Annotated in this window: 26 protein-coding genes; 6 read left to right on the top strand and 20 right to left on the bottom strand. The window is 51.5% G+C overall.

Features of this window, described 5'->3' with window-relative positions:
• The first annotated feature begins 340 nt into the window (after positions 1 to 340).
• Positions 341 to 895 carry a gamma carbonic anhydrase family protein gene (locus ACDO57_RS23290; RefSeq protein WP_157189797.1) on the top strand — a complete coding sequence of 185 codons (555 nt, stop codon included), beginning with the start codon at positions 341 to 343 and terminating at the stop codon, positions 893 to 895.
• Here ACDO57_RS23290 and ACDO57_RS23285 read toward each other — a convergent pair.
• The 6 genes from ACDO57_RS23285 to dprA are packed head-to-tail and all read right to left on the bottom strand — an operon-like array spanning position 871 to position 4,654.
• A complete protein-coding gene (locus tag ACDO57_RS23285) occupies positions 871 to 1,119 on the bottom strand; it encodes a DUF1488 domain-containing protein (RefSeq protein WP_248273446.1) in 249 nt (82 codons plus the stop codon). The genes ACDO57_RS23290 and ACDO57_RS23285 overlap by 25 nt on opposite strands.
• Positions 1,116 to 1,934 carry a shikimate dehydrogenase gene (aroE, locus tag ACDO57_RS23280; protein ID WP_023309443.1) on the bottom strand — a complete coding sequence of 273 codons (819 nt, stop codon included), beginning with the start codon at positions 1,932 to 1,934 and terminating at the stop codon, positions 1,116 to 1,118. Before aroE ends, ACDO57_RS23285 begins: the two co-directional genes overlap by 4 nt.
• 4 nt (positions 1,935 to 1,938) lie before the next feature.
• Positions 1,939 to 2,511 carry an L-threonylcarbamoyladenylate synthase type 1 TsaC gene (gene tsaC, locus ACDO57_RS23275; RefSeq protein WP_370884622.1) on the bottom strand — a complete coding sequence of 191 codons (573 nt, stop codon included), beginning with the start codon at positions 2,509 to 2,511 and terminating at the stop codon, positions 1,939 to 1,941.
• Positions 2,504 to 3,058 carry a topoisomerase DNA-binding C4 zinc finger domain-containing protein gene (locus ACDO57_RS23270; RefSeq protein WP_370884621.1) on the bottom strand — a complete coding sequence of 185 codons (555 nt, stop codon included), beginning with the start codon at positions 3,056 to 3,058 and terminating at the stop codon, positions 2,504 to 2,506. Before ACDO57_RS23270 ends, tsaC begins: the two co-directional genes overlap by 8 nt.
• 26 nt (positions 3,059 to 3,084) lie before the next feature.
• Positions 3,085 to 3,558 (bottom strand): DUF494 family protein Smg, encoded by a 474-nt coding sequence (smg, locus tag ACDO57_RS23265; RefSeq protein WP_008503477.1) that lies wholly within the window; start codon positions 3,556 to 3,558, stop codon positions 3,085 to 3,087.
• On the bottom strand, positions 3,530 to 4,654 hold the full coding sequence (gene dprA / locus ACDO57_RS23260; protein ID WP_032647909.1) for a DNA-protecting protein DprA: 1,125 nt from the start codon (positions 4,652 to 4,654) through the stop codon (positions 3,530 to 3,532). Before dprA ends, smg begins: the two co-directional genes overlap by 29 nt.
• A gap of 127 nt (positions 4,655 to 4,781) precedes the next feature.
• On the opposite strand from dprA, the gene def reads away from it, so the two are divergent.
• From def to mscL, 5 genes are all read left to right on the top strand, one after another.
• On the top strand, positions 4,782 to 5,291 hold the full coding sequence (gene def / locus ACDO57_RS23255) for a peptide deformylase (RefSeq protein ID WP_008503479.1): 510 nt from the start codon (positions 4,782 to 4,784) through the stop codon (positions 5,289 to 5,291).
• Positions 5,292 to 5,316: 25 nt separating this feature from the next.
• Positions 5,317 to 6,264 carry a methionyl-tRNA formyltransferase gene (fmt, locus tag ACDO57_RS23250; RefSeq protein WP_048989712.1) on the top strand — a complete coding sequence of 316 codons (948 nt, stop codon included), beginning with the start codon at positions 5,317 to 5,319 and terminating at the stop codon, positions 6,262 to 6,264.
• 52 nt (positions 6,265 to 6,316) lie between these two features.
• Complete coding sequence (rsmB, locus tag ACDO57_RS23245; protein WP_024909660.1) at positions 6,317 to 7,603, top strand: 16S rRNA (cytosine(967)-C(5))-methyltransferase RsmB; 1,287 nt, start codon at positions 6,317 to 6,319, stop codon at positions 7,601 to 7,603.
• 22 nt (positions 7,604 to 7,625) lie between these two features.
• Positions 7,626 to 9,002 (top strand): Trk system potassium transporter TrkA, encoded by a 1,377-nt coding sequence (gene trkA, locus ACDO57_RS23240; protein WP_008503482.1) that lies wholly within the window; start codon positions 7,626 to 7,628, stop codon positions 9,000 to 9,002.
• A gap of 146 nt (positions 9,003 to 9,148) precedes the next feature.
• Entirely contained in the window at positions 9,149 to 9,559 is a 411-nt protein-coding gene (gene mscL / locus ACDO57_RS23235; protein ID WP_023309449.1) for a large-conductance mechanosensitive channel protein MscL, read from the top strand.
• Here mscL and ACDO57_RS23230 read toward each other — a convergent pair.
• The 14 genes from ACDO57_RS23230 to rplR form a co-directional block, all read right to left on the bottom strand.
• Positions 9,533 to 9,775: an alternative ribosome-rescue factor A gene (locus tag ACDO57_RS23230; RefSeq protein ID WP_024909662.1), complete on the bottom strand. Its 243-nt coding sequence runs from the start codon at positions 9,773 to 9,775 to the stop codon at positions 9,533 to 9,535. The genes mscL and ACDO57_RS23230 overlap by 27 nt on opposite strands.
• A gap of 57 nt (positions 9,776 to 9,832) precedes the next feature.
• Complete coding sequence (zntR, locus tag ACDO57_RS23225; RefSeq protein ID WP_024909663.1) at positions 9,833 to 10,258, bottom strand: Zn(2+)-responsive transcriptional regulator; 426 nt, start codon at positions 10,256 to 10,258, stop codon at positions 9,833 to 9,835.
• Between the two features lie 2 nt (positions 10,259 to 10,260).
• On the bottom strand, positions 10,261 to 10,629 hold the full coding sequence (locus ACDO57_RS23220) for a DUF1992 domain-containing protein (protein WP_061716390.1): 369 nt from the start codon (positions 10,627 to 10,629) through the stop codon (positions 10,261 to 10,263).
• Between the two features lie 107 nt (positions 10,630 to 10,736).
• Positions 10,737 to 11,120 carry a 50S ribosomal protein L17 gene (gene rplQ / locus ACDO57_RS23215; RefSeq protein ID WP_001216368.1) on the bottom strand — a complete coding sequence of 128 codons (384 nt, stop codon included), beginning with the start codon at positions 11,118 to 11,120 and terminating at the stop codon, positions 10,737 to 10,739.
• 40 nt (positions 11,121 to 11,160) lie between these two features.
• The gene (gene rpoA / locus ACDO57_RS23210) at positions 11,161 to 12,150 is read right to left on the bottom strand and encodes a DNA-directed RNA polymerase subunit alpha (protein WP_002919219.1); all 990 of its coding nucleotides are present in this window, start codon (positions 12,148 to 12,150) and stop codon (positions 11,161 to 11,163) included.
• Between the two features lie 25 nt (positions 12,151 to 12,175).
• Entirely contained in the window at positions 12,176 to 12,796 is a 621-nt protein-coding gene (rpsD, locus tag ACDO57_RS23205) for a 30S ribosomal protein S4 (RefSeq protein WP_004868345.1), read from the bottom strand.
• A 33-nt stretch (positions 12,797 to 12,829) separates the two neighbouring features.
• Complete coding sequence (gene rpsK, locus ACDO57_RS23200; RefSeq protein WP_003863312.1) at positions 12,830 to 13,219, bottom strand: 30S ribosomal protein S11; 390 nt, start codon at positions 13,217 to 13,219, stop codon at positions 12,830 to 12,832.
• Between the two features lie 16 nt (positions 13,220 to 13,235).
• A complete protein-coding gene (rpsM, locus tag ACDO57_RS23195; protein ID WP_003863308.1) occupies positions 13,236 to 13,592 on the bottom strand; it encodes a 30S ribosomal protein S13 in 357 nt (118 codons plus the stop codon).
• Positions 13,593 to 13,738: 146 nt separating this feature from the next.
• The gene (gene rpmJ / locus ACDO57_RS23190; RefSeq protein ID WP_000868187.1) at positions 13,739 to 13,855 is read right to left on the bottom strand and encodes a 50S ribosomal protein L36; all 117 of its coding nucleotides are present in this window, start codon (positions 13,853 to 13,855) and stop codon (positions 13,739 to 13,741) included.
• 31 nt (positions 13,856 to 13,886) lie between these two features.
• Entirely contained in the window at positions 13,887 to 15,218 is a 1,332-nt protein-coding gene (gene secY, locus ACDO57_RS23185; protein ID WP_003863305.1) for a preprotein translocase subunit SecY, read from the bottom strand.
• Positions 15,219 to 15,225: 7 nt separating this feature from the next.
• Positions 15,226 to 15,660 (bottom strand): 50S ribosomal protein L15, encoded by a 435-nt coding sequence (rplO, locus tag ACDO57_RS23180; RefSeq protein WP_003863304.1) that lies wholly within the window; start codon positions 15,658 to 15,660, stop codon positions 15,226 to 15,228.
• Between the two features lie 3 nt (positions 15,661 to 15,663).
• Entirely contained in the window at positions 15,664 to 15,843 is a 180-nt protein-coding gene (gene rpmD / locus ACDO57_RS23175; protein ID WP_003863301.1) for a 50S ribosomal protein L30, read from the bottom strand.
• Positions 15,844 to 15,849: 6 nt separating this feature from the next.
• Positions 15,850 to 16,350, bottom strand: a complete 501-nt coding sequence (rpsE, locus tag ACDO57_RS23170) for a 30S ribosomal protein S5 (RefSeq protein WP_003863299.1) — start codon at positions 16,348 to 16,350, stop codon at positions 15,850 to 15,852.
• Positions 16,351 to 16,364: 14 nt separating this feature from the next.
• Entirely contained in the window at positions 16,365 to 16,718 is a 354-nt protein-coding gene (gene rplR / locus ACDO57_RS23165) for a 50S ribosomal protein L18 (RefSeq protein WP_003863297.1), read from the bottom strand.
• Positions 16,719 to 16,724 lie beyond the last annotated feature (6 nt).

The following is a 16,724-nucleotide window of genomic DNA, read 5'->3' as shown; positions in this document are numbered from 1 at the left end:
TGTTAAAGAGCAGTGCAACGCGGCTTTCGCTCACCGTTGCGAGGTGGCGTATATTACGCTTTCCTCTTTCAGAGTCAACCCGTTATTTCAGGATTTTTTCTCTTCAACCGAACCGCTTGTTGTGTGAAGTGATTCACATCCGCCGTGTCGATGGAGGCGCATTATAGGGATCCCATTTTTTAGCACAAGTATTTTTTAGATCTTTTTTTCCGACTGCTGATTTTCCGCGCTTTTCGCTGAAATCCCGCCCGATCTGCTTAAATATTGACGTATTTTGCCTTGCCTCAATCCATTACTATGATCAAAGTCTTCTGTATAGCGCCCATTGTTAGAGGTAGATATGCCCGCAGTATTACGTCCTTATAAAGATCTGTTCCCCCAAAAAGGCGATCGCGTGATGATCGATGCCAGCAGCGTGGTGATTGGTGATGTTCGAATAGCCGATGATGTCAGCATCTGGCCGCTCGTCGCCATCAGGGGTGATGTTAACTATGTGTCGATTGGTGCACGTACCAACATTCAGGACGGTAGCGTTCTGCATGTCACGCACAAATCCTCCTATAACCCGGAGGGCAATCCCCTCATCATTGGAGAAGAGGTTACCGTCGGCCATAAAGTGATGCTTCACGGCTGCACGATCGGAAATCGCGTGCTTGTTGGTATGGGGTCGATTTTGCTGGATGGCGTCATAGTAGAAGATGACGTAATGATTGGTGCCGGTAGCCTGGTCCCGCAGAACAAACGACTGGAGAGCGGCTATCTCTATCTGGGAAGCCCGGTAAAACAGATCCGCCCCCTGAAGGAGGCAGAGATCGAAGGGTTAAAATACTCAGCGAACAACTACGTTACGTGGAAGAATGAGTATCTGGATCAGGACAACCAAACCCAGCCCTGATCGTCTTCCTGCTGTTCGCGGATTAAATCGCTGGCTTCCTCTTCCAGATCCCAGCGATTTTCGCAAAATACCGCTATCGGGTCTGAACCGCCAAAACGACGCAGCAGCGTTTCCCCATGAATGGCGCAGGTAAGTTGCATACCCTGCACCAGCACCGGAAAACAAACCGCTTGTTTACTCTCATCCCAGCTCTCTCTGTCCGGGAAATGATTAGCCTGGTTCACGCCGAAAGTTCCTGCTTTAACTTTTCAATGACAGGTTCGACCGCAGGCAACACGCCGTGCCAGAGCAGCACCGCATGCGCAGCCTGACCCACCAGCATTCCCAGTCCATCGGCTAACTGTTTCGCGCCGTGTTGTTCACACCAGTTAAGGAAAGGTGTCTTCCCTTTCTGATAAAACATGTCATAGAAGTACATATGCGCGCTGACCAGAGAAGCGGGGATTGCCGGGATCTCGCCATTGATGCCGCTGGACGTGGCATTAATGACAAGATCGAACTCACGATCGGCAAGATCGTCAAGCGCTACCGCGCTCACACTGCCGGTATGCGCAAACAACGCCGCCAGCGCTTCTGCCCGGGAAAAGGTTCTATTGGTAATGGTCACCGCACAGTCCAGTGAAAGCAGAGGCAACAGTACTCCCCGCGATGCGCCGCCCGCACCAATCAGCAGGACCCGGAACCCGGGCTTAATAAATGAAAGTCGTTCCAGATCGCTAAGTAAACCAATTCCGTCGGTGTTATCCCCCAAAAGGCGACCATCCTCAAGCCGTTTAAGAGTATTGACTGCACCAGCCAGTGAAGCGCGCTCGGTCAGCTCATCCGCACGTTCGAAGGCTTCTTCTTTAAACGGGACCGTCACATTCGCACCTTTACCGCCCGCGGCGAAAAAAGCCTCCAGCGTTGGAATAAATGCATCCACCGGTGCCAGTACGCGTCCATAGGGATGATTTATCTGCAGCTGCTTCGCAAATTGCTGATGAATCAACGGTGATTTGCTGTGTGCAATCGGATTACCAAAAACAGCATAGGTTTCCATGAGATTACCCCTGGCGAAAACGTTCGCCGGTTAAAGCGTCGCGAATTTCAGACGGATTCAGACGCCCTCCCGTTTCACCGACAGCAACAGGGAAGTCATTCCCGAACTGCGCCAGCACTTCTTCGGTTGTCCGACAAGGTGGCAATCCGGTCAGGTTGGCGCTGGTTGAGACCAGCGGTTTACCAAACGCCAGACAAAGCTCAACCACCAGCGGATGGTCAGTGACGCGAACGGCGAGGGAATCAAAGCGTCCGGTTAACCAGCGCGGCGTTGTCGGCTGCGCAGGGAAGACGAAGGTCACCGGTCCAGGCCACGCGGAGAAGATCGTCTCGCGCTGCGCTGGCGTCAGCATGGAGTCATCTATATAGGGTTTAAGCTGCTCGTAATTCGCAGCGATCAAAATCAGCCCTTTCTCGACGGGTCTTTGTTTTAAGGCAAGCAGACGGCTCACAGCCGTCTCGCTGTCAGGATCGCAACCGACCCCAAAAACAGCTTCAGTTGGATAGGCGATGACTTCTTCATTTTTCAGAACATCCAGTGCATGCGCAATGGAGCCTGATGGCAGGTTATTATTCACTATTTTGATCCGCCGTAACCGGCTTTCCACATTGTTTACTGGCGCAGAAGCGTTTCATGCCTTGCGCGGTTTTCTTCTCTATCAGTAGCGGATAATTGCAATGAGGGCAGATTCCCGCTACCGGCTTAAAATTGATAACGAACTGGCAGTCAGGGTAGCGATCGCACGAATGAAAGGTCTTACCATAACGGGAACGGCGCTGTACCAGCTGACCGCGCTGACACTGAGGGCAGGCAATTGCCGTTTCATCAGGCTTATCAATTTGTTCCGTATGTTCGCATTCCGGGTAGCGGCTACATCCAATAAACATGCCGAAACGCCCCTGACGCAGGGCTAATTCACCACCGCAGAGTGGACAGGACTGCCCCTCCAGAATTTTAACGATATGTCCATCCGCCTGGCTTTTCAGGGGACGGACAAAATCACATTCCGGATAGTGCGAACAACCGAGAAACGGGCCGTGTTTCCCGGACCGAATAACAAGTTCAGCCCCGCATTGCGGGCAGGGCTCGTTTTTATGCACCGTGAATAGTGCTGATTTGGCCATAACAACTCTTGGTGCTGCACATTGAATTAGTGCAGCATACCTTCATTCACTTCAAAGAGTAATTCTTCCATTTGTTGATAGGCATTTTCACAGCCCGGGATATTAAACAGAACCATCAGGATCACCCACTTGAGATCTTCCAGTTCAAATTCTGCTGTATCCAGCGCCATGACGCGCTCTATCACCATTTCTCTCGTTTCGAGGTTCAGCACCTGAATCTGCTCAAGGAATAAGATGAACCCCCGGCAGCTGGCGTCCAGCCTTTCACACTCTTCTGCGGTATAAATGCGTACTGACAATGGGTCAGAAGCAAGCTGCATCGGTTCGGCGAGGCCTTCCTGATAATCAGCCAGTTTTTCCAGCCACATCAACGCATTATAGATATCTTCCCGCTCAAACCCCGCATCGGTAAGATCCTGTGTCAATTTGTCCTGATCCACTCGCATTTCTGCTTCGTTATGGATGTAAGTCTCAAACAAATACATCAGTACGTCGAACATGGCATGCCCTCCTTAATCGGACATAGCCGCCGGGTACAGCTGCGATCCACCCTGCTAACTCCAGTTCGAGTAGCTGTGCTACCGTTACTGGCACAGGTTGGCCGGCACGTTCAGCGACAACGTCAACAGGTGTTACCTCATCTCCTACGTTAGCCAGGAGCTTGGGAAATGGCAATGCCACCTTTCCCTGATCTGATGAATATTGTCGCTTTTCGGGATCTTCCTGCAGCCATTGCAGCCCATATTGCAAATTTTCAAGAATATCCCCTACTTCCGTTACCGGTGTTGCCCCTTGCTTAATCAGCCAGTGGGGGCCCTCGCATCCGGGGTTGCCTATCGGACCAGGCAAGGCGAAGACTTCTCGTCCCTGTTCCAGCGCGCATCGCGCCGTGACCAGTGAACCGCTTCGCAGCGCGGCTTCAACCACCAGCACACCTTTGCTAAGCCCGCTGATAATGCGATTACGACGCGGAAAGTTTGCCGGTCTGGGCTGTGCGGAAAGCGGAAATTCAGACACTATCGCGCCGTCAGACTCAATAAGCCGCATCGCCAATGCCTGATGTCGGCGTGGATAAATGCTAAAAAGACCATTCCCCAGCACCGCGACACTTCGTCCTTTAACTGACAGCGCCGCTCCGTGGGCAACGCCATCAATACCACAGGCCAGCCCGCTGGTAATCGTGAAACCACTTTGTGAAAGTTGTTCGCACAGGATTTTCCCCCATCGCTCGCCGTACCATGACGGCGCACGACTGCCTACCACCGCCAGCTGAACAGTTTTAAGCGTCTCAGGGTTACCTTTTATGAATAATGCCCCGGGATAGTCAGGGATTGTGCGGAGTAGAGGGGGATAAAGGGAATGATTGGCCGTTAATAAATGATGTCCCGGCTGCTCAAGCCATTTCAGGCTACGTTCCAGCTCACTCTCATTGAACGCAAAGAATCGTTCAGCCTGCTTTGCTGTCAGTCCAGCATTTCTTAAGGCAAGCATGTCGATGCCTTCCTGCCTCTGCAGTCGCGCAGCCGCTTCCACCATGACATCACCACACAGAGAACCTGTGTGCATAAGCCGTAGCCATATCTCGATTGGCGTCATCCTTTCCCCTGCCATAAGCGGCCTCCGCAATCATTGCGATTGGTCACTGATGCTGTCAATCGATGGGGGATTTGTCTAGAATAGAGGTAGTATTCTTATCAACTCCTGAACACGACTCTGGAAATTTATGGCAGTTTTGCAAGTGTTACATATTCCGGACGAGCGCCTTCGCATCGTCGCTGAACCGGTCAAAGAAGTGAATGCAGAAATCCAGCGTATCGTTGATGATATGTTCGATACCATGTACGCCGAAGAAGGCATTGGCCTGGCGGCGACGCAGGTGGACATTCACAAGCGTATTATCGTGATTGATGTTTCTGAAAATCGCGATGGCCGTCTGGTGCTGATTAACCCTGAGTTGCTCGAAAAGAGTGGCGAAACCGGTATCGAGGAAGGCTGTCTGTCTATTCCTGAACAGCGTGCGTTAGTGCCGCGTGCTGAAAAAGTGAAAATTCGCGCCCTGGATCGTGACGGTAATCCGTTCGAACTGGAAGCAGACGACCTGCTGGCGATTTGTATTCAGCATGAGATGGATCACCTGGTCGGTAAACTGTTTATCGATTACCTCTCGCCGCTGAAACAGCAGCGTATTCGTCAGAAAGTAGAGAAACTGGATCGTTTGCGTTCTCGCGCATAACGTCCCCCCGGATACAAGGATTATCGTGTCTAAAACACTACGTATTATCTTCGCGGGAACCCCTGATTTTGCAGCGCGTCACCTTGACGCGCTGCTATCGTCTGGTCACCAGGTTGTTGGCGTCTTTACCCAGCCGGACCGTCCTGCTGGTCGCGGCAAAAAACTGATGCCGAGCCCGGTCAAGGTGCTGGCAGAAGAGCATGGGCTTCCTGTTTTTCAGCCTGCATCGCTGCGCCCGCAGGAAAATCAGCAGCTGGTTGCTGACCTGAATGCCGACGTAATGGTGGTGGTGGCTTACGGTTTAATTCTGCCAAAAGCTGTGCTTGATATGCCGCGCCTGGGTTGTATCAACGTGCATGGGTCTCTGCTCCCACGCTGGCGTGGTGCAGCACCTATCCAGCGCTCGCTGTGGGCGGGTGATGCCGAAACGGGCGTGACCATCATGAAGATGGACGTAGGTTTAGACACCGGCGACATGCTGTATAAACTGGCCTGCCCCATTACGCCAGACGATACCAGCGCCACGCTGTATGACAAACTGGCAGACCTTGGCCCACAAGGTCTTATCGAGACGCTTCAGCAGCTTGCTGACAATACGGCAAAACCGGAAGTTCAGGATGACGCGCTGGTGACGTATGCCGAAAAACTGAGCAAAGAAGAAGCGCGGATCGACTGGTCCCTGTCGGCCGCTCAACTTGAACGCTGCATCCGCGCTTTTAATCCGTGGCCAATGAGCTGGATGGAGATTGATGAGCAGCCAGTGAAAGTCTGGAAAGCCTCCGTCATTAGCGGTACTACCACGGCTGAACCCGGTACGATTGTTGACGCCAACAAGAACGGGATCCAGGTGGCGACTGCGCAAGGGATCCTGAATCTTGAATCGCTACAACCGGCCGGTAAGAAGGCCATGAGCGCTCAGGATCTGTTAAATTCTCGTCGCGAATGGTTTATTCCGGGCAATCGTCTTGCCTGAGCAAATTTATTCTTAAGGCCCGGTGTTTCCGGGCATTTTTATTTTTACGGTTATGAAAAAACAAAATCTACGCAGTATGGCGGCTCAGGCCGTTGAGCAGGTTATCGAGCAGGGCCAGTCATTAAGTAACGTCCTGCCTCCCCTGCAGCAAAAAGTCTCTGATAAAGACAAAGCCCTGCTTCAGGAGCTCTGCTTTGGCGTTCTGCGCACGCTTTCTCAGCTTGAGTGGTTGATTAACAAGCTGATGTCACGCCCAATGACAGGCAAGCAGCGCACCGTACACTATTTGATTATGGTGGGTTTTTATCAGCTTCTTCATACCCGCATCCCACCTCATGCCGCGCTGGCTGAGACGGTGGAAGGTGCCGTTGCGATTAAACGCCCTCAGCTGAAAGGGCTGATCAACGGCGTACTGCGCCAGTTCCAACGACAGCAGGATGAGCTTCTGGCTGAATTTGCCCAAAACGAAGCACGCTTCCTGCATCCGGACTGGCTGTTGAAGCGGCTGAAAAAAGCTTATCCGCAGCGGTGGCAGGACATTGCCGATGCCAACAACCAGCGTCCGCCAATGTGGTTACGCGTGAATCGTAATCACCACACCCGTGACGCATGGCTGGCATTACTCGAAGAAGCTGGAATGAGTGGTTTCACTCACGCTGCATACCCTGATGCCGTACGTTTAGCCTCCCCCGCTCCGGTACATGCATTACCGGGTTTCGAAGAGGGTTGGGTAACGGTACAGGATGCTTCTGCCCAGGGTTGCATGACCTGGCTTGAACCCCAAAACGGTGAGCAGATCCTCGATCTCTGCGCCGCACCAGGGGGCAAAACGACGCATATTCTTGAAGTGGCTCCGCAGGCCAGCGTGATGGCGGTGGACGTCGATGAACAGCGTCTTTCACGCGTCTACGACAACCTCAAGCGTCTGGGCATGAAGGCTCAGGTTAAGCAAGGCGATGGACGCAAACCCGCAGAATGGTGTGGTGAAACGCAATTCGATCGCATTTTGCTGGATGCTCCCTGCTCTGCAACCGGCGTTATTCGTCGTCATCCGGACATCAAGTGGCTGCGTCGCGATCGTGATATTAACGAACTTGCCCAGCTGCAGTCCGACATTCTCGACGCCATCTGGCCGCATCTCAAACCTGGCGGAACGCTGGTCTATGCAACCTGCTCCGTACTGCCGGAAGAAAACAGCCAGCAAATCGCGGCCTTCCTTAAACGTACCCCGGACGCCGCGCTGCGCGATACGGGAACGCCTGAATCCCCGGGTCTGCAGAACCTGCCGGGTGCCGAAGAGGGTGATGGCTTCTTTTACGCTAAGCTAATCAAAGAGTGATGTTGAGAACAGGTCACGAGATATGAAGATTATCATTCTGGGTGCAGGACAGGTTGGCGGAACGCTGGCGGAAAACCTGGTGGGCGAAAATAACGACATCACAATCGTTGATACCAACGGCGATCGTCTGCGTGTCTTACAGGACAAGTTTGACCTGCGCGTGGTGCAGGGTCATGGTTCGCACCCACGCGTTCTTCGTGAGGCGGGTGCCGACGATGCCGACATGCTGGTTGCGGTAACCAGTTCTGACGAAACCAATATGGTGGCCTGTCAGGTGGCCTACTCGCTTTTCAACACGCCAAACCGAATCGCGCGCATTCGCTCTCCGGACTATGTTCGCGATGCTGAGAAACTGTTTAATTCCGAAGCGGTCCCTATTGACCATCTCATCGCGCCAGAACAGCTGGTTATCGACAATATCTATCGCCTGATCGAATATCCAGGCGCCCTGCAGGTGGTGAACTTTGCCGAGGGTAAAGTGAGCCTGGCAGTGGTAAAGGCCTATTACGGTGGACCATTGATCGGCAATGCGCTTTCTACCATGCGCGAGCACATGCCGCATATTGATACCCGCGTCGCAGCCATTTTCCGTCACGACAGGCCAATCCGCCCGCAAGGCTCCACGATTGTCGAAGCAGGTGATGAGGTCTTCTTTATTGCGGCCTCACAGCATATTCGTGCAGTAATGAGTGAACTTCAGCGTCTCGAAAAACCCTATAAACGCATTATGCTGGTCGGCGGCGGCAATATCGGTGCAGGCCTGGCACATCGGTTAGAAAAAGATTACAGCGTAAAATTGATCGAGCGCGATCAGCAGCGTGCTGCTGAACTGGCGGAAAAACTGCAAAATACGATCGTATTTTATGGCGATGCGTCTGATCAGGAGTTGCTGGCTGAAGAGCATATTGATCAAGTTGATCTTTTTATTGCCGTCACCAACGACGACGAGGCGAATATAATGTCCGCCATGCTCGCAAAGCGTATGGGTGCAAAGAAGGTCATGGTGCTTATCCAGCGCAAGGCGTATGTCGATCTGGTCCAGGGTAGCGTTATTGATATTGCCATTTCGCCGCAGCAGGCGACAATTTCCGCGCTCCTGAGCCATGTTCGTAAAGCGGATATTGTCGGTGTGTCATCGCTCCGCCGCGGCGTAGCGGAAGCCATTGAAGCCGTGGCGCATGGAGATGAAACCACATCACGCGTCGTGGGCCGGTCGATCGACGAAATTAAGCTGCCGCCAGGCACGATCATCGGCGCCGTTGTGCGCGGAAATGACGTCATGATTGCCAATGACAATTTACGTATTGAGCAAGGCGATCACGTTATTATGTTCCTTACGGATAAAAAGTTTATTACTGACGTCGAACGTTTATTCCAGCCAAGTCCATTCTTCCTTTAAAGAGTAGGGTGCTCGAGAAAGAGCACCCGCACTTTATCCTTTTCATTTCTGTGCCTTTTATTTTTCATAACGTTTAATTATCCCGAATGGCAATTGGCTAATCATTTGTTAAACTTATACTCGTCAGCTGGCACAAGGAGAGAACAATGAGTTTTATTAAAGAATTTCGCGAATTTGCGATGCGCGGGAACGTGGTGGATTTGGCAGTGGGTGTCATTATTGGTGCAGCATTCGGCAAGATTGTTTCATCATTAGTGGCCGACATTATCATGCCACCATTAGGGTTGTTAATCGGGGGCATTGATTTCAAACAATTCGCTTTCACACTGCGTGAAGCGCAGGGTGATGTTCCGGCAGTAGTAATGCACTACGGCGTATTTATTCAGAACGTATTTGATTTTGTGATTGTCGCGTTTGCCATTTTTATGGCTATCAAGCTGATCAACAGGCTCAACCGTAAAAAAGAAGAGCCGGCTGCTGCACCTGCACCAACGAAAGAAGAAGTGCTGCTGAGTGAGATCCGCGATCTGTTAAAAGAACAGAATAACCGCGTTTAATCGAAAGTTTAAAGCAGAAAGGCCAGTGGTAAATAAGCGATTCGCTTGCTTGCCACTGGCCTCCCAGTTACCCCGTTTTTCATGTTTGTCTTTACGCAGATAACTTCCTTTCCCTTTTTTATTCTTCTCAACGCGCTGCCTGAATAACGGGTCGTGAAGTAACGCCTCAATGGCATTGTCTTTTATCTGTCCTTTCGTGTGCTGATAGCGGCTCATAAATTCTCCTGAGCATGGTTTATGACGAAGGGAGTCTAGATCCGGATGGACTAAAAATCAACAGCCCTCGGTTTCTCCACTGGCCCCCTGTTCAAGGGCTTCCAGTATGGAACAATAAATACTGCTGTGGGCCGTCCCGCAGCAGGCATCATTCAGCCTTTGCAGAGAGCGCTGCATGGTTTGCAGCTCCTGGATGCGTGCTTCAACTTCATCCAGCCGGGCCTGCACAATGCTTTTAGATTCCTGGCAGGTGTGATGTTCCGGATCGATGCGGATCGATAATAGCTCGCGGATCGAATCCAGCGTGAAGCCGAGCTGACGCGCATAACGAATAAATCGCAGGCGCTGCAGATCGTTATCGGTATAAAGGCGAAAGCCTCCTTCTGTACGAACTTCATGATCGATCATCTGCTGCTTTTCGTAATAACGGATGGTATCCGGCGTAACGTTCGCAAGCTTCGCAAGTTCACCAATACGGTACATAACTACTCCTCGTTTATTCTCTGTATCAATCTTTCACCGTATTCACCGCGCAGAAAATCAGTGTTCATCCCAGCCTGACGCAGCTTGAGTTCAAGCAGGGCGAGACGGCGGCTCAATTCAGAATGTCGCGGATCGTCCTGACGGATACCGTTGAGAAGATCGGCCAGTTCAACAGCCTCTCTGCGCTGTTCGAGCTCCGGAGGGAGACAGCCCGCGTTTTTCAGTAAACGGTATCCAGCTCGCAGTTCAGGCGCAATATGCGAGTCATCGTCAAGCACAAGGGGTTCGCCGCTTCCCGGGAGATCGTCGAATTCACCTTTATTTTGGGCATCGCGAATATGGCGTTCTGCCCACTGGTCGAGCAACCACATTACCAGCTCCAGGGAATGAACAGAATTGATACAGACATTGTAGAGAAGTGGGGATATCGCGGATATAAAAAAACCCGCCGGAGCGGGTTTTTTTACGTTACTACAGATTACTCTGCAGCAGCTTCTGCTTTCTCTGAACGATCAACCAGCTCGATGTAAGCCATCGGCGCGTTGTCGCCTGCACGGAAACCACACTTCAGAATGCGAGTGTAACCACCGGCACGGCTCGCGAAACGCGGGCCCAGTTCGTTAAACAGTTTTGCCACGATCTCGTTATCACGAGTACGGGCGAATGCCAGACGACGATTAGCAACGCTGTCAGTCTTGGCAAGAGTAATCAGCGGCTCAACTACGCGACGCAGCTCTTTCGCTTTAGGCAGGGTCGTCTTGATGATCTCATGACGAACCAGTGAACCTGCCATGTTGCGGAACATAGCCTGGCGATGGCTGCTGTTGCGGTTCAGTTGACGACCACTCTTACGATGGCGCATGACCTTATCCTTCTCAGTAAAACCTTAACCTGTGATCCGGTTACTCGTCAGCAATGCTTGCCGGTGGCCAGTTTTCCAGGCGCATGCCCAGAGACAGACCACGTGAAGCCAGCACGTCTTTAATCTCAGTAAGAGATTTTTTACCCAGGTTCGGCGTTTTCAGCAACTCAACCTCGGTACGCTGTACCAGATCACCGATATAGTGGATAGCTTCTGCCTTGAGGCAGTTAGCAGAGCGGACAGTCAATTCGAGATCGTCAACAGGGCGCAGCAGGATCGGATCGAATTCTGGTTTCTCTTCTTTCACTTCCGGCTGACGTACATCACGTAAGTCAACGAAAGCTTCCAGTTGTTCTGCCAGGATGGTTGCCGCACGACGAATCGCCTCTTCAGGATCGATTGTGCCGTTGGTTTCCATTTCGATGACCAGCTTGTCCAGGTCGGTACGCTGTTCTACACGCGCTGCTTCAACATTGTAGGCAATACGCTCTACAGGGCTATAGCATGCGTCGACCAGCAGACGGCCGATTGGGCGCTCATCTTCTTCCGAATGAATTCGGGCAGAAGCCGGCACATAACCACGACCGCGCTGAACTTTGATACGCATGCTAATAGCTGCGTTCTCATCGGTCAGGTGGCAGATCACGTGCTGCGGCTTGACGATTTCAACATCACCGTCGTGGGTGATGTCGGCTGCAGTCACAGGGCCAATGCCAGATTTATTCAGAGTAAGAATAACTTCATCTTTACCCTGAACTCTCACCGCCAGCCCTTTCAGGTTGAGCAGGATTTCAAGGATATCTTCCTGAACGCCTTCTTTGGTGCTGTACTCATGAAGTACACCATCAATCTCAACCTCGGTCACCGCGCAACCCGGCATCGATGAGAGCAGAATACGGCGCAGTGCGTTACCCAGAGTATGGCCAAAGCCACGCTCTAAAGGCTCAAGGGTCACCTTGGCGTGCGTCGAACTCACTTGCTCGATATCTACCAGGCGCGGTTTTAGAAACTCTGTCACAGAACCCTGCATTGTGTCCTCTCTTTGGTACTAAGCTTTACTTGGAGTAAAGCTCGACGATCAGGTGTTCGTTAATGTCCGCAGACAGATCAGAACGTTCTGGCTGACGCTTGAACGTACCTTCCATCTTGCCAGCATCAACTTCCAGCCAGGTTGGCTTTTCACGCTGCTCAGCCAGCTCCAGAGCGGCCTTCACGCGAGATTGCTTTTTCGCTTTCTCACGAATGCTAACAACGTCATTCGCTTTAACCTGATAAGAAGCGATGTTAACAACACGACCGTTTACCATGATTGCTTTGTGGCTAACCAGCTGACGTGATTCAGCACGAGTAGCGCCGAAGCCCATACGGTATACAACGTTGTCCAGACGACCTTCCAGCAGAGCGAGCAGGTTTTCACCTGTGTTGCCTTTCAGACGTGCTGCTTCTTTATAGTAGTTACGGAACTGACGCTCCAGCACACCGTACATACGGCGAACTTTTTGCTTTTCACGCAACTGCACACCATAGTCAGACAGACGCGGTTTACGCGCACCGTGCTGGCCAGGAGCTTGTTCAATTTTACACTTGGTATCGATCGCGCGAACGCCAGACTTAAGGAATAAGTCGGTGCCCTCACGACGGCTCAGCTTGAGCTTAGGACCCAAATATCTTGCCATTTTCTATCTCCAACTAACCTAAAAAACGGAGCGTTATACGCGACGTTTTTTCGGCGGACGACAACCGTTATGAGGGATCGGAGTCACATCAGTAATATTCGTGATGCGGAAACCAGCGGCGTTCAGAGCGCGAACAGTAGATTCACGACCCGGACCCGGACCTTTAACCATAACTTCCAGATTCTTGATGCCGTATTCTTTTACGGCTTCTGCGCAACGCTCTGCTGCAACCTGAGCTGCGAACGGAGTGGATTTGCGAGAACCACGGAAACCGGAACCACCGGCTGTTGCCCAACCCAATGCGTTACCCTGACGATCAGTAATAGTAACGATGGTGTTGTTGAAAGAAGCATGGATATGAGCCACGCCGTCAGAGACTTGTTTTCTTACACGTTTACGTGCACGAACTGGTGCCTTTGCCATTATTCAATCACCCCGATTATTTCTTGATCGGTTTGCGCGGACCCTTACGGGTACGTGCGTTGGTCTTAGTACGCTGACCGCGCACTGGCAGACCACGACGATGACGCAAACCGCGATAGCAACCAAGATCCATCAGGCGCTTGATGCTCATGCTGATTTCACGGCGCAGATCACCTTCAACGACAAATTTGGCAACTTCGTCACGCAGCGTGTCGATTTGTTCTTCAGACAGCTCACTGATCTTAACATCTTCAGCGATACCCGCTGCAGCCAGAATGGCTTTAGAACGGGTCTTGCCGACGCCGTAGATCGAAGTTAATGCGATCACAGCATGTTTCTGATCAGGAATGTTAATGCCTGCTATACGGGCCACTATGCACTCCTACTATTTAATATGTACGCACCATGCTGAAAAGCCCGTTTTCAGGATACTCAAATGGAAACGTACAGACATACAAAAGATTGGCTGGCTAATCTAGCCAGCTCAACCCAACTTTGCAAGAAAAATATGCGAAATAATCAGCCTTGGCGCTGTTTATGCTTCGGCTCGGCACTGCAAATCACACGGATGACACCATCACGCTTAACGATTTTGCAGTTACGGCATAATTTCTTGACGGAAGCACGAACTTTCATTTTTACTCTCCGTAACTTCTCAGGCGACCATTTAGCGGCCGTAGCCTTTCAGGTTCGCCTTCTTCAATGCAGACTCGTACTGACTGGACATCATCAGAGTTTGCACTTGAGCCATAAAGTCCATAATCACGACAACAACGATAAGCAGTGAGGTCCCACCGAAGTAGAACGGTACTTTCATTGCATCACGCATGAACTCCGGGATCAGGCAGATAAAAGTAATATAAAGCGCACCAACCAAAGTCAGGCGAGTCATTACTTTATCGATATACTTCGCCGTTTGCTCTCCCGGACGAATTCCTGGTACAAATGCACCGGACTTCTTCAGGTTATCTGCTGTTTCACGCGGGTTGAAGACCAACGCCGTGTAGAAGAAACAGAAGAAGATGATCGCAGACGCATAGAGTAACACATAAAGTGGTTGCCCAGGCTGCAAATACAGCGAAATTGTTGTCAGCCAGTTCCAACCAGTACCGCCCCCGAACCATGACGCGATGGTCGCCGGGAACAGAATAATACTGGAAGCGAAGATAGCCGGGATAACCCCCGCCATGTTCACTTTCAGCGGTAAATGTGTGCTCTGTGCAGCATAGACACGACGACCCTGCTGACGTTTAGCGTAGTTCACCACAATGCGGCGTTGACCACGTTCAACGAAGACAACAAAGAACGTCACTGCAAATACTAATACTGCAACCAACAGCAACAGGAGGAAGTGCAGGTCGCCTTGACGCGCTTGCTCGATAGTATGGGCGATGGCTGGCGGGAGGCCCGCAACAATACCGGCGAAGATAATGATTGAGATACCGTTACCGATACCACGCTCAGTAATCTGTTCGCCGAGCCACATCAGGAACATAGTCCCTGTGACCAGACTTACAACAGCGGTGAAGTAGAATGCAAAGCCCGGGTTTAACACCAGGCCCTGCATACCAGGCATATTCGGCAGACCGGTAGCAATACCGATCGACTGGAATATTGCCAGCACCAGAGTACCGTAACGGGTGTACTGACTAATCTTACGACGTCCAGATTCCCCTTCTTTCTTCAACTCTGCCAGGGCCGGATGAACGACCGTCAGCAGCTGGATAATAATAGATGCCGAAATGTACGGCATAATACCCAATGCGAAGATAGAAGCACGGCTGAGAGCACCACCAGAGAACATGTTGAACATTTCAATGATGGTGCCTCGCTGTTGCTCAAGCAGTTTGGCAAGTACAGCGGCATCGATACCAGGGATCGGAATAAAAGAGCCAATACGGAACACAATCAGCGCGCCGATAACAAACAGCAGTCTGCGTTTCAGCTCGCCAAATCCACCTTTGGCACTTTGAAAATCTAATCCCGGTTGCTTAGCCATCTGCTACTTATTCCTCAATTTTACCGCCAGCAGCTTCGATAGCAGCACGAGCACCTTTAGTAACACGCAGGCCACGAACAGTTACCGGAGTAGAAACTTCACCAGCCAGGATCACTTTCGCGAACTCGATCTGGATACCGATAATGTTTGCTGCTTTCAGCGTGTTCAGGTCTACAACGCCGCCTTCAACTTTCGCCAGGTCAGACAGACGGATTTCCGCTGTGATCGCTGCTTTGCGAGAGGTGAAGCCGAACTTCGGCAGACGACGGTACAGTGGCATCTGGCCACCCTCGAAACCGCGACGTACGCCACCGCCAGAACGAGAGTTCTGACCTTTGTGACCACGACCACCGGTTTTGCCAAGGCCAGAACCGATACCACGACCCAGGCGTTTACCCGCCTTTTTAGAGCCTTCGGCCGGAGACAGAGTATTTAAACGCATCTCTTACTCCTCAACTTTAACCATGAAGTAAACCGCGTTGACCATACCACGAACAGCAGGAGTATCCTCGCGCTCAACGGTATGACCAATACGACGCAGACCCAGGCCAAGCAGCGTTGCCTTGTGTTTCGGCAGACGACCGATTGCACTGCGGGTTTGAGTGATTTTAATAGTCTTTGCCATGGTCAATTACCCCAGAATTTCTTCAACGGATTTACCACGCTTGGCAGCGACCATTTCTGGAGAATTCATATTTTCCAGGCCATCAATAGTTGCACGAACCACGTTGATCGGGTTGGTGGAACCATATGCTTTAGCCAGAACGTTATGAACCCCAGCAACTTCCAGAACGGCGCGCATTGCACCACCGGCGATGATACCGGTACCTTCTGAAGCTGGCTGCATGAATACACGAGAACCCGTGTGAACACCTTTAACTGGGTGCTGCAGGGTGCCGTTGTTCAGCGCGACGTTAATCATGTTGCGACGGGCTTTTTCCATCGCTTTCTGGATCGCTGCTGGAACTTCACGCGCTTTACCGTAACCAAAACCAACGCGACCGTTACCATCGCCTACTACAGTCAGAGCTGTGAAGGAGAAAATACGACCACCTTTAACGGTTTTAGATACGCGGTTTACCGCGATCAGCTTTTCCTGCAGTTCGCCAGCCTGTTTTTCGATGTGAGCCATCTTACACCTCTACCTTAGAACTGAAGGCCAGCTTCACGGGCAGCATCTGCCAGTGCCTGGACACGACCATGATATTGGAACCCGGAACGGTCAAAGGAAACATTGCTGATGCCTTTTTCCAGAGCGCGTTCAGCAACAGCTTTACCTACAGCTGCAGCGGCGTCTTTGTTACCGGTGTACTTCAATTGTTCTGAGATAGCTTTTTCTACAGTAGAAGCAGCTACCAGAACTTCAGAACCGTTCGGTGCAATTACCTGTGCGTAAATATGACGCGGGGTACGATGTACCACCAGGCGAGTTGCACCCAGCTCTTTGAGCTTGCGGCGTGCGCGGGTCGCACGACGGATACGAGCAGATTTCTTATCCATAGTGTT

The organism is Enterobacter cloacae complex sp. 2015409, from assembly GCF_041365315.1.
In the GTDB taxonomy this organism is placed as follows: domain Bacteria; phylum Pseudomonadota; class Gammaproteobacteria; order Enterobacterales; family Enterobacteriaceae; genus Enterobacter; species Enterobacter pseudoroggenkampii.
The sequence above is the reverse complement of the archived record's forward strand: the minus strand, read 5'-3'. Positions and strand labels throughout refer to the sequence as shown.

Excerpts from the sequence above, each read along its gene's own strand:
- secY (WP_003863305.1), bottom strand. The coding sequence starts at position 15,218 with ATGGCTAAGCAACCGGGATTAGATTTTCAAAGTGCCAAAGGTGGATTT.
- ACDO57_RS23230 (WP_024909662.1), bottom strand. The coding sequence starts at position 9,775 with ATGAGCCGCTATCAGCACACGAAAGGACAGATAAAAGACAATGCCATT.
- ACDO57_RS23220 (WP_061716390.1), bottom strand. The coding sequence starts at position 10,629 with ATGTGGTTGCTCGACCAGTGGGCAGAACGCCATATTCGCGATGCCCAA.
- rpsK (WP_003863312.1), bottom strand. The coding sequence starts at position 13,219 with ATGGCAAAGGCACCAGTTCGTGCACGTAAACGTGTAAGAAAACAAGTC.
- rplQ (WP_001216368.1), bottom strand. The coding sequence starts at position 11,120 with ATGCGCCATCGTAAGAGTGGTCGTCAACTGAACCGCAACAGCAGCCAT.
- rsmB (WP_024909660.1), top strand. The coding sequence starts at position 6,317 with ATGAAAAAACAAAATCTACGCAGTATGGCGGCTCAGGCCGTTGAGCAG.
- ACDO57_RS23270 (WP_370884621.1), bottom strand. The coding sequence starts at position 3,058 with ATGGCCAAATCAGCACTATTCACGGTGCATAAAAACGAGCCCTGCCCG.
- dprA (WP_032647909.1), bottom strand. The coding sequence starts at position 4,654 with ATGACGCCAATCGAGATATGGCTACGGCTTATGCACACAGGTTCTCTG.
- rpoA (WP_002919219.1), bottom strand. The coding sequence starts at position 12,150 with ATGCAGGGTTCTGTGACAGAGTTTCTAAAACCGCGCCTGGTAGATATC.
- rpsD (WP_004868345.1), bottom strand. The coding sequence starts at position 12,796 with ATGGCAAGATATTTGGGTCCTAAGCTCAAGCTGAGCCGTCGTGAGGGC.
- rpmD (WP_003863301.1), bottom strand. The coding sequence starts at position 15,843 with ATGGCAAAGACTATTAAAATCACTCAAACCCGCAGTGCAATCGGTCGT.
- zntR (WP_024909663.1), bottom strand. The coding sequence starts at position 10,258 with ATGTACCGTATTGGTGAACTTGCGAAGCTTGCGAACGTTACGCCGGAT.
- ACDO57_RS23290 (WP_157189797.1), top strand. The coding sequence starts at position 341 with ATGCCCGCAGTATTACGTCCTTATAAAGATCTGTTCCCCCAAAAAGGC.
- aroE (WP_023309443.1), bottom strand. The coding sequence starts at position 1,934 with ATGGAAACCTATGCTGTTTTTGGTAATCCGATTGCACACAGCAAATCA.
- rpmJ (WP_000868187.1), bottom strand. The coding sequence starts at position 13,855 with ATGAAAGTTCGTGCTTCCGTCAAGAAATTATGCCGTAACTGCAAAATC.
- def (WP_008503479.1), top strand. The coding sequence starts at position 4,782 with ATGGCAGTTTTGCAAGTGTTACATATTCCGGACGAGCGCCTTCGCATC.
- smg (WP_008503477.1), bottom strand. The coding sequence starts at position 3,558 with ATGTTCGACGTACTGATGTATTTGTTTGAGACTTACATCCATAACGAA.
- rplR (WP_003863297.1), bottom strand. The coding sequence starts at position 16,718 with ATGGATAAGAAATCTGCTCGTATCCGTCGTGCGACCCGCGCACGCCGC.
- mscL (WP_023309449.1), top strand. The coding sequence starts at position 9,149 with ATGAGTTTTATTAAAGAATTTCGCGAATTTGCGATGCGCGGGAACGTG.
- rplO (WP_003863304.1), bottom strand. The coding sequence starts at position 15,660 with ATGCGTTTAAATACTCTGTCTCCGGCCGAAGGCTCTAAAAAGGCGGGT.
- rpsE (WP_003863299.1), bottom strand. The coding sequence starts at position 16,350 with ATGGCTCACATCGAAAAACAGGCTGGCGAACTGCAGGAAAAGCTGATC.
- trkA (WP_008503482.1), top strand. The coding sequence starts at position 7,626 with ATGAAGATTATCATTCTGGGTGCAGGACAGGTTGGCGGAACGCTGGCG.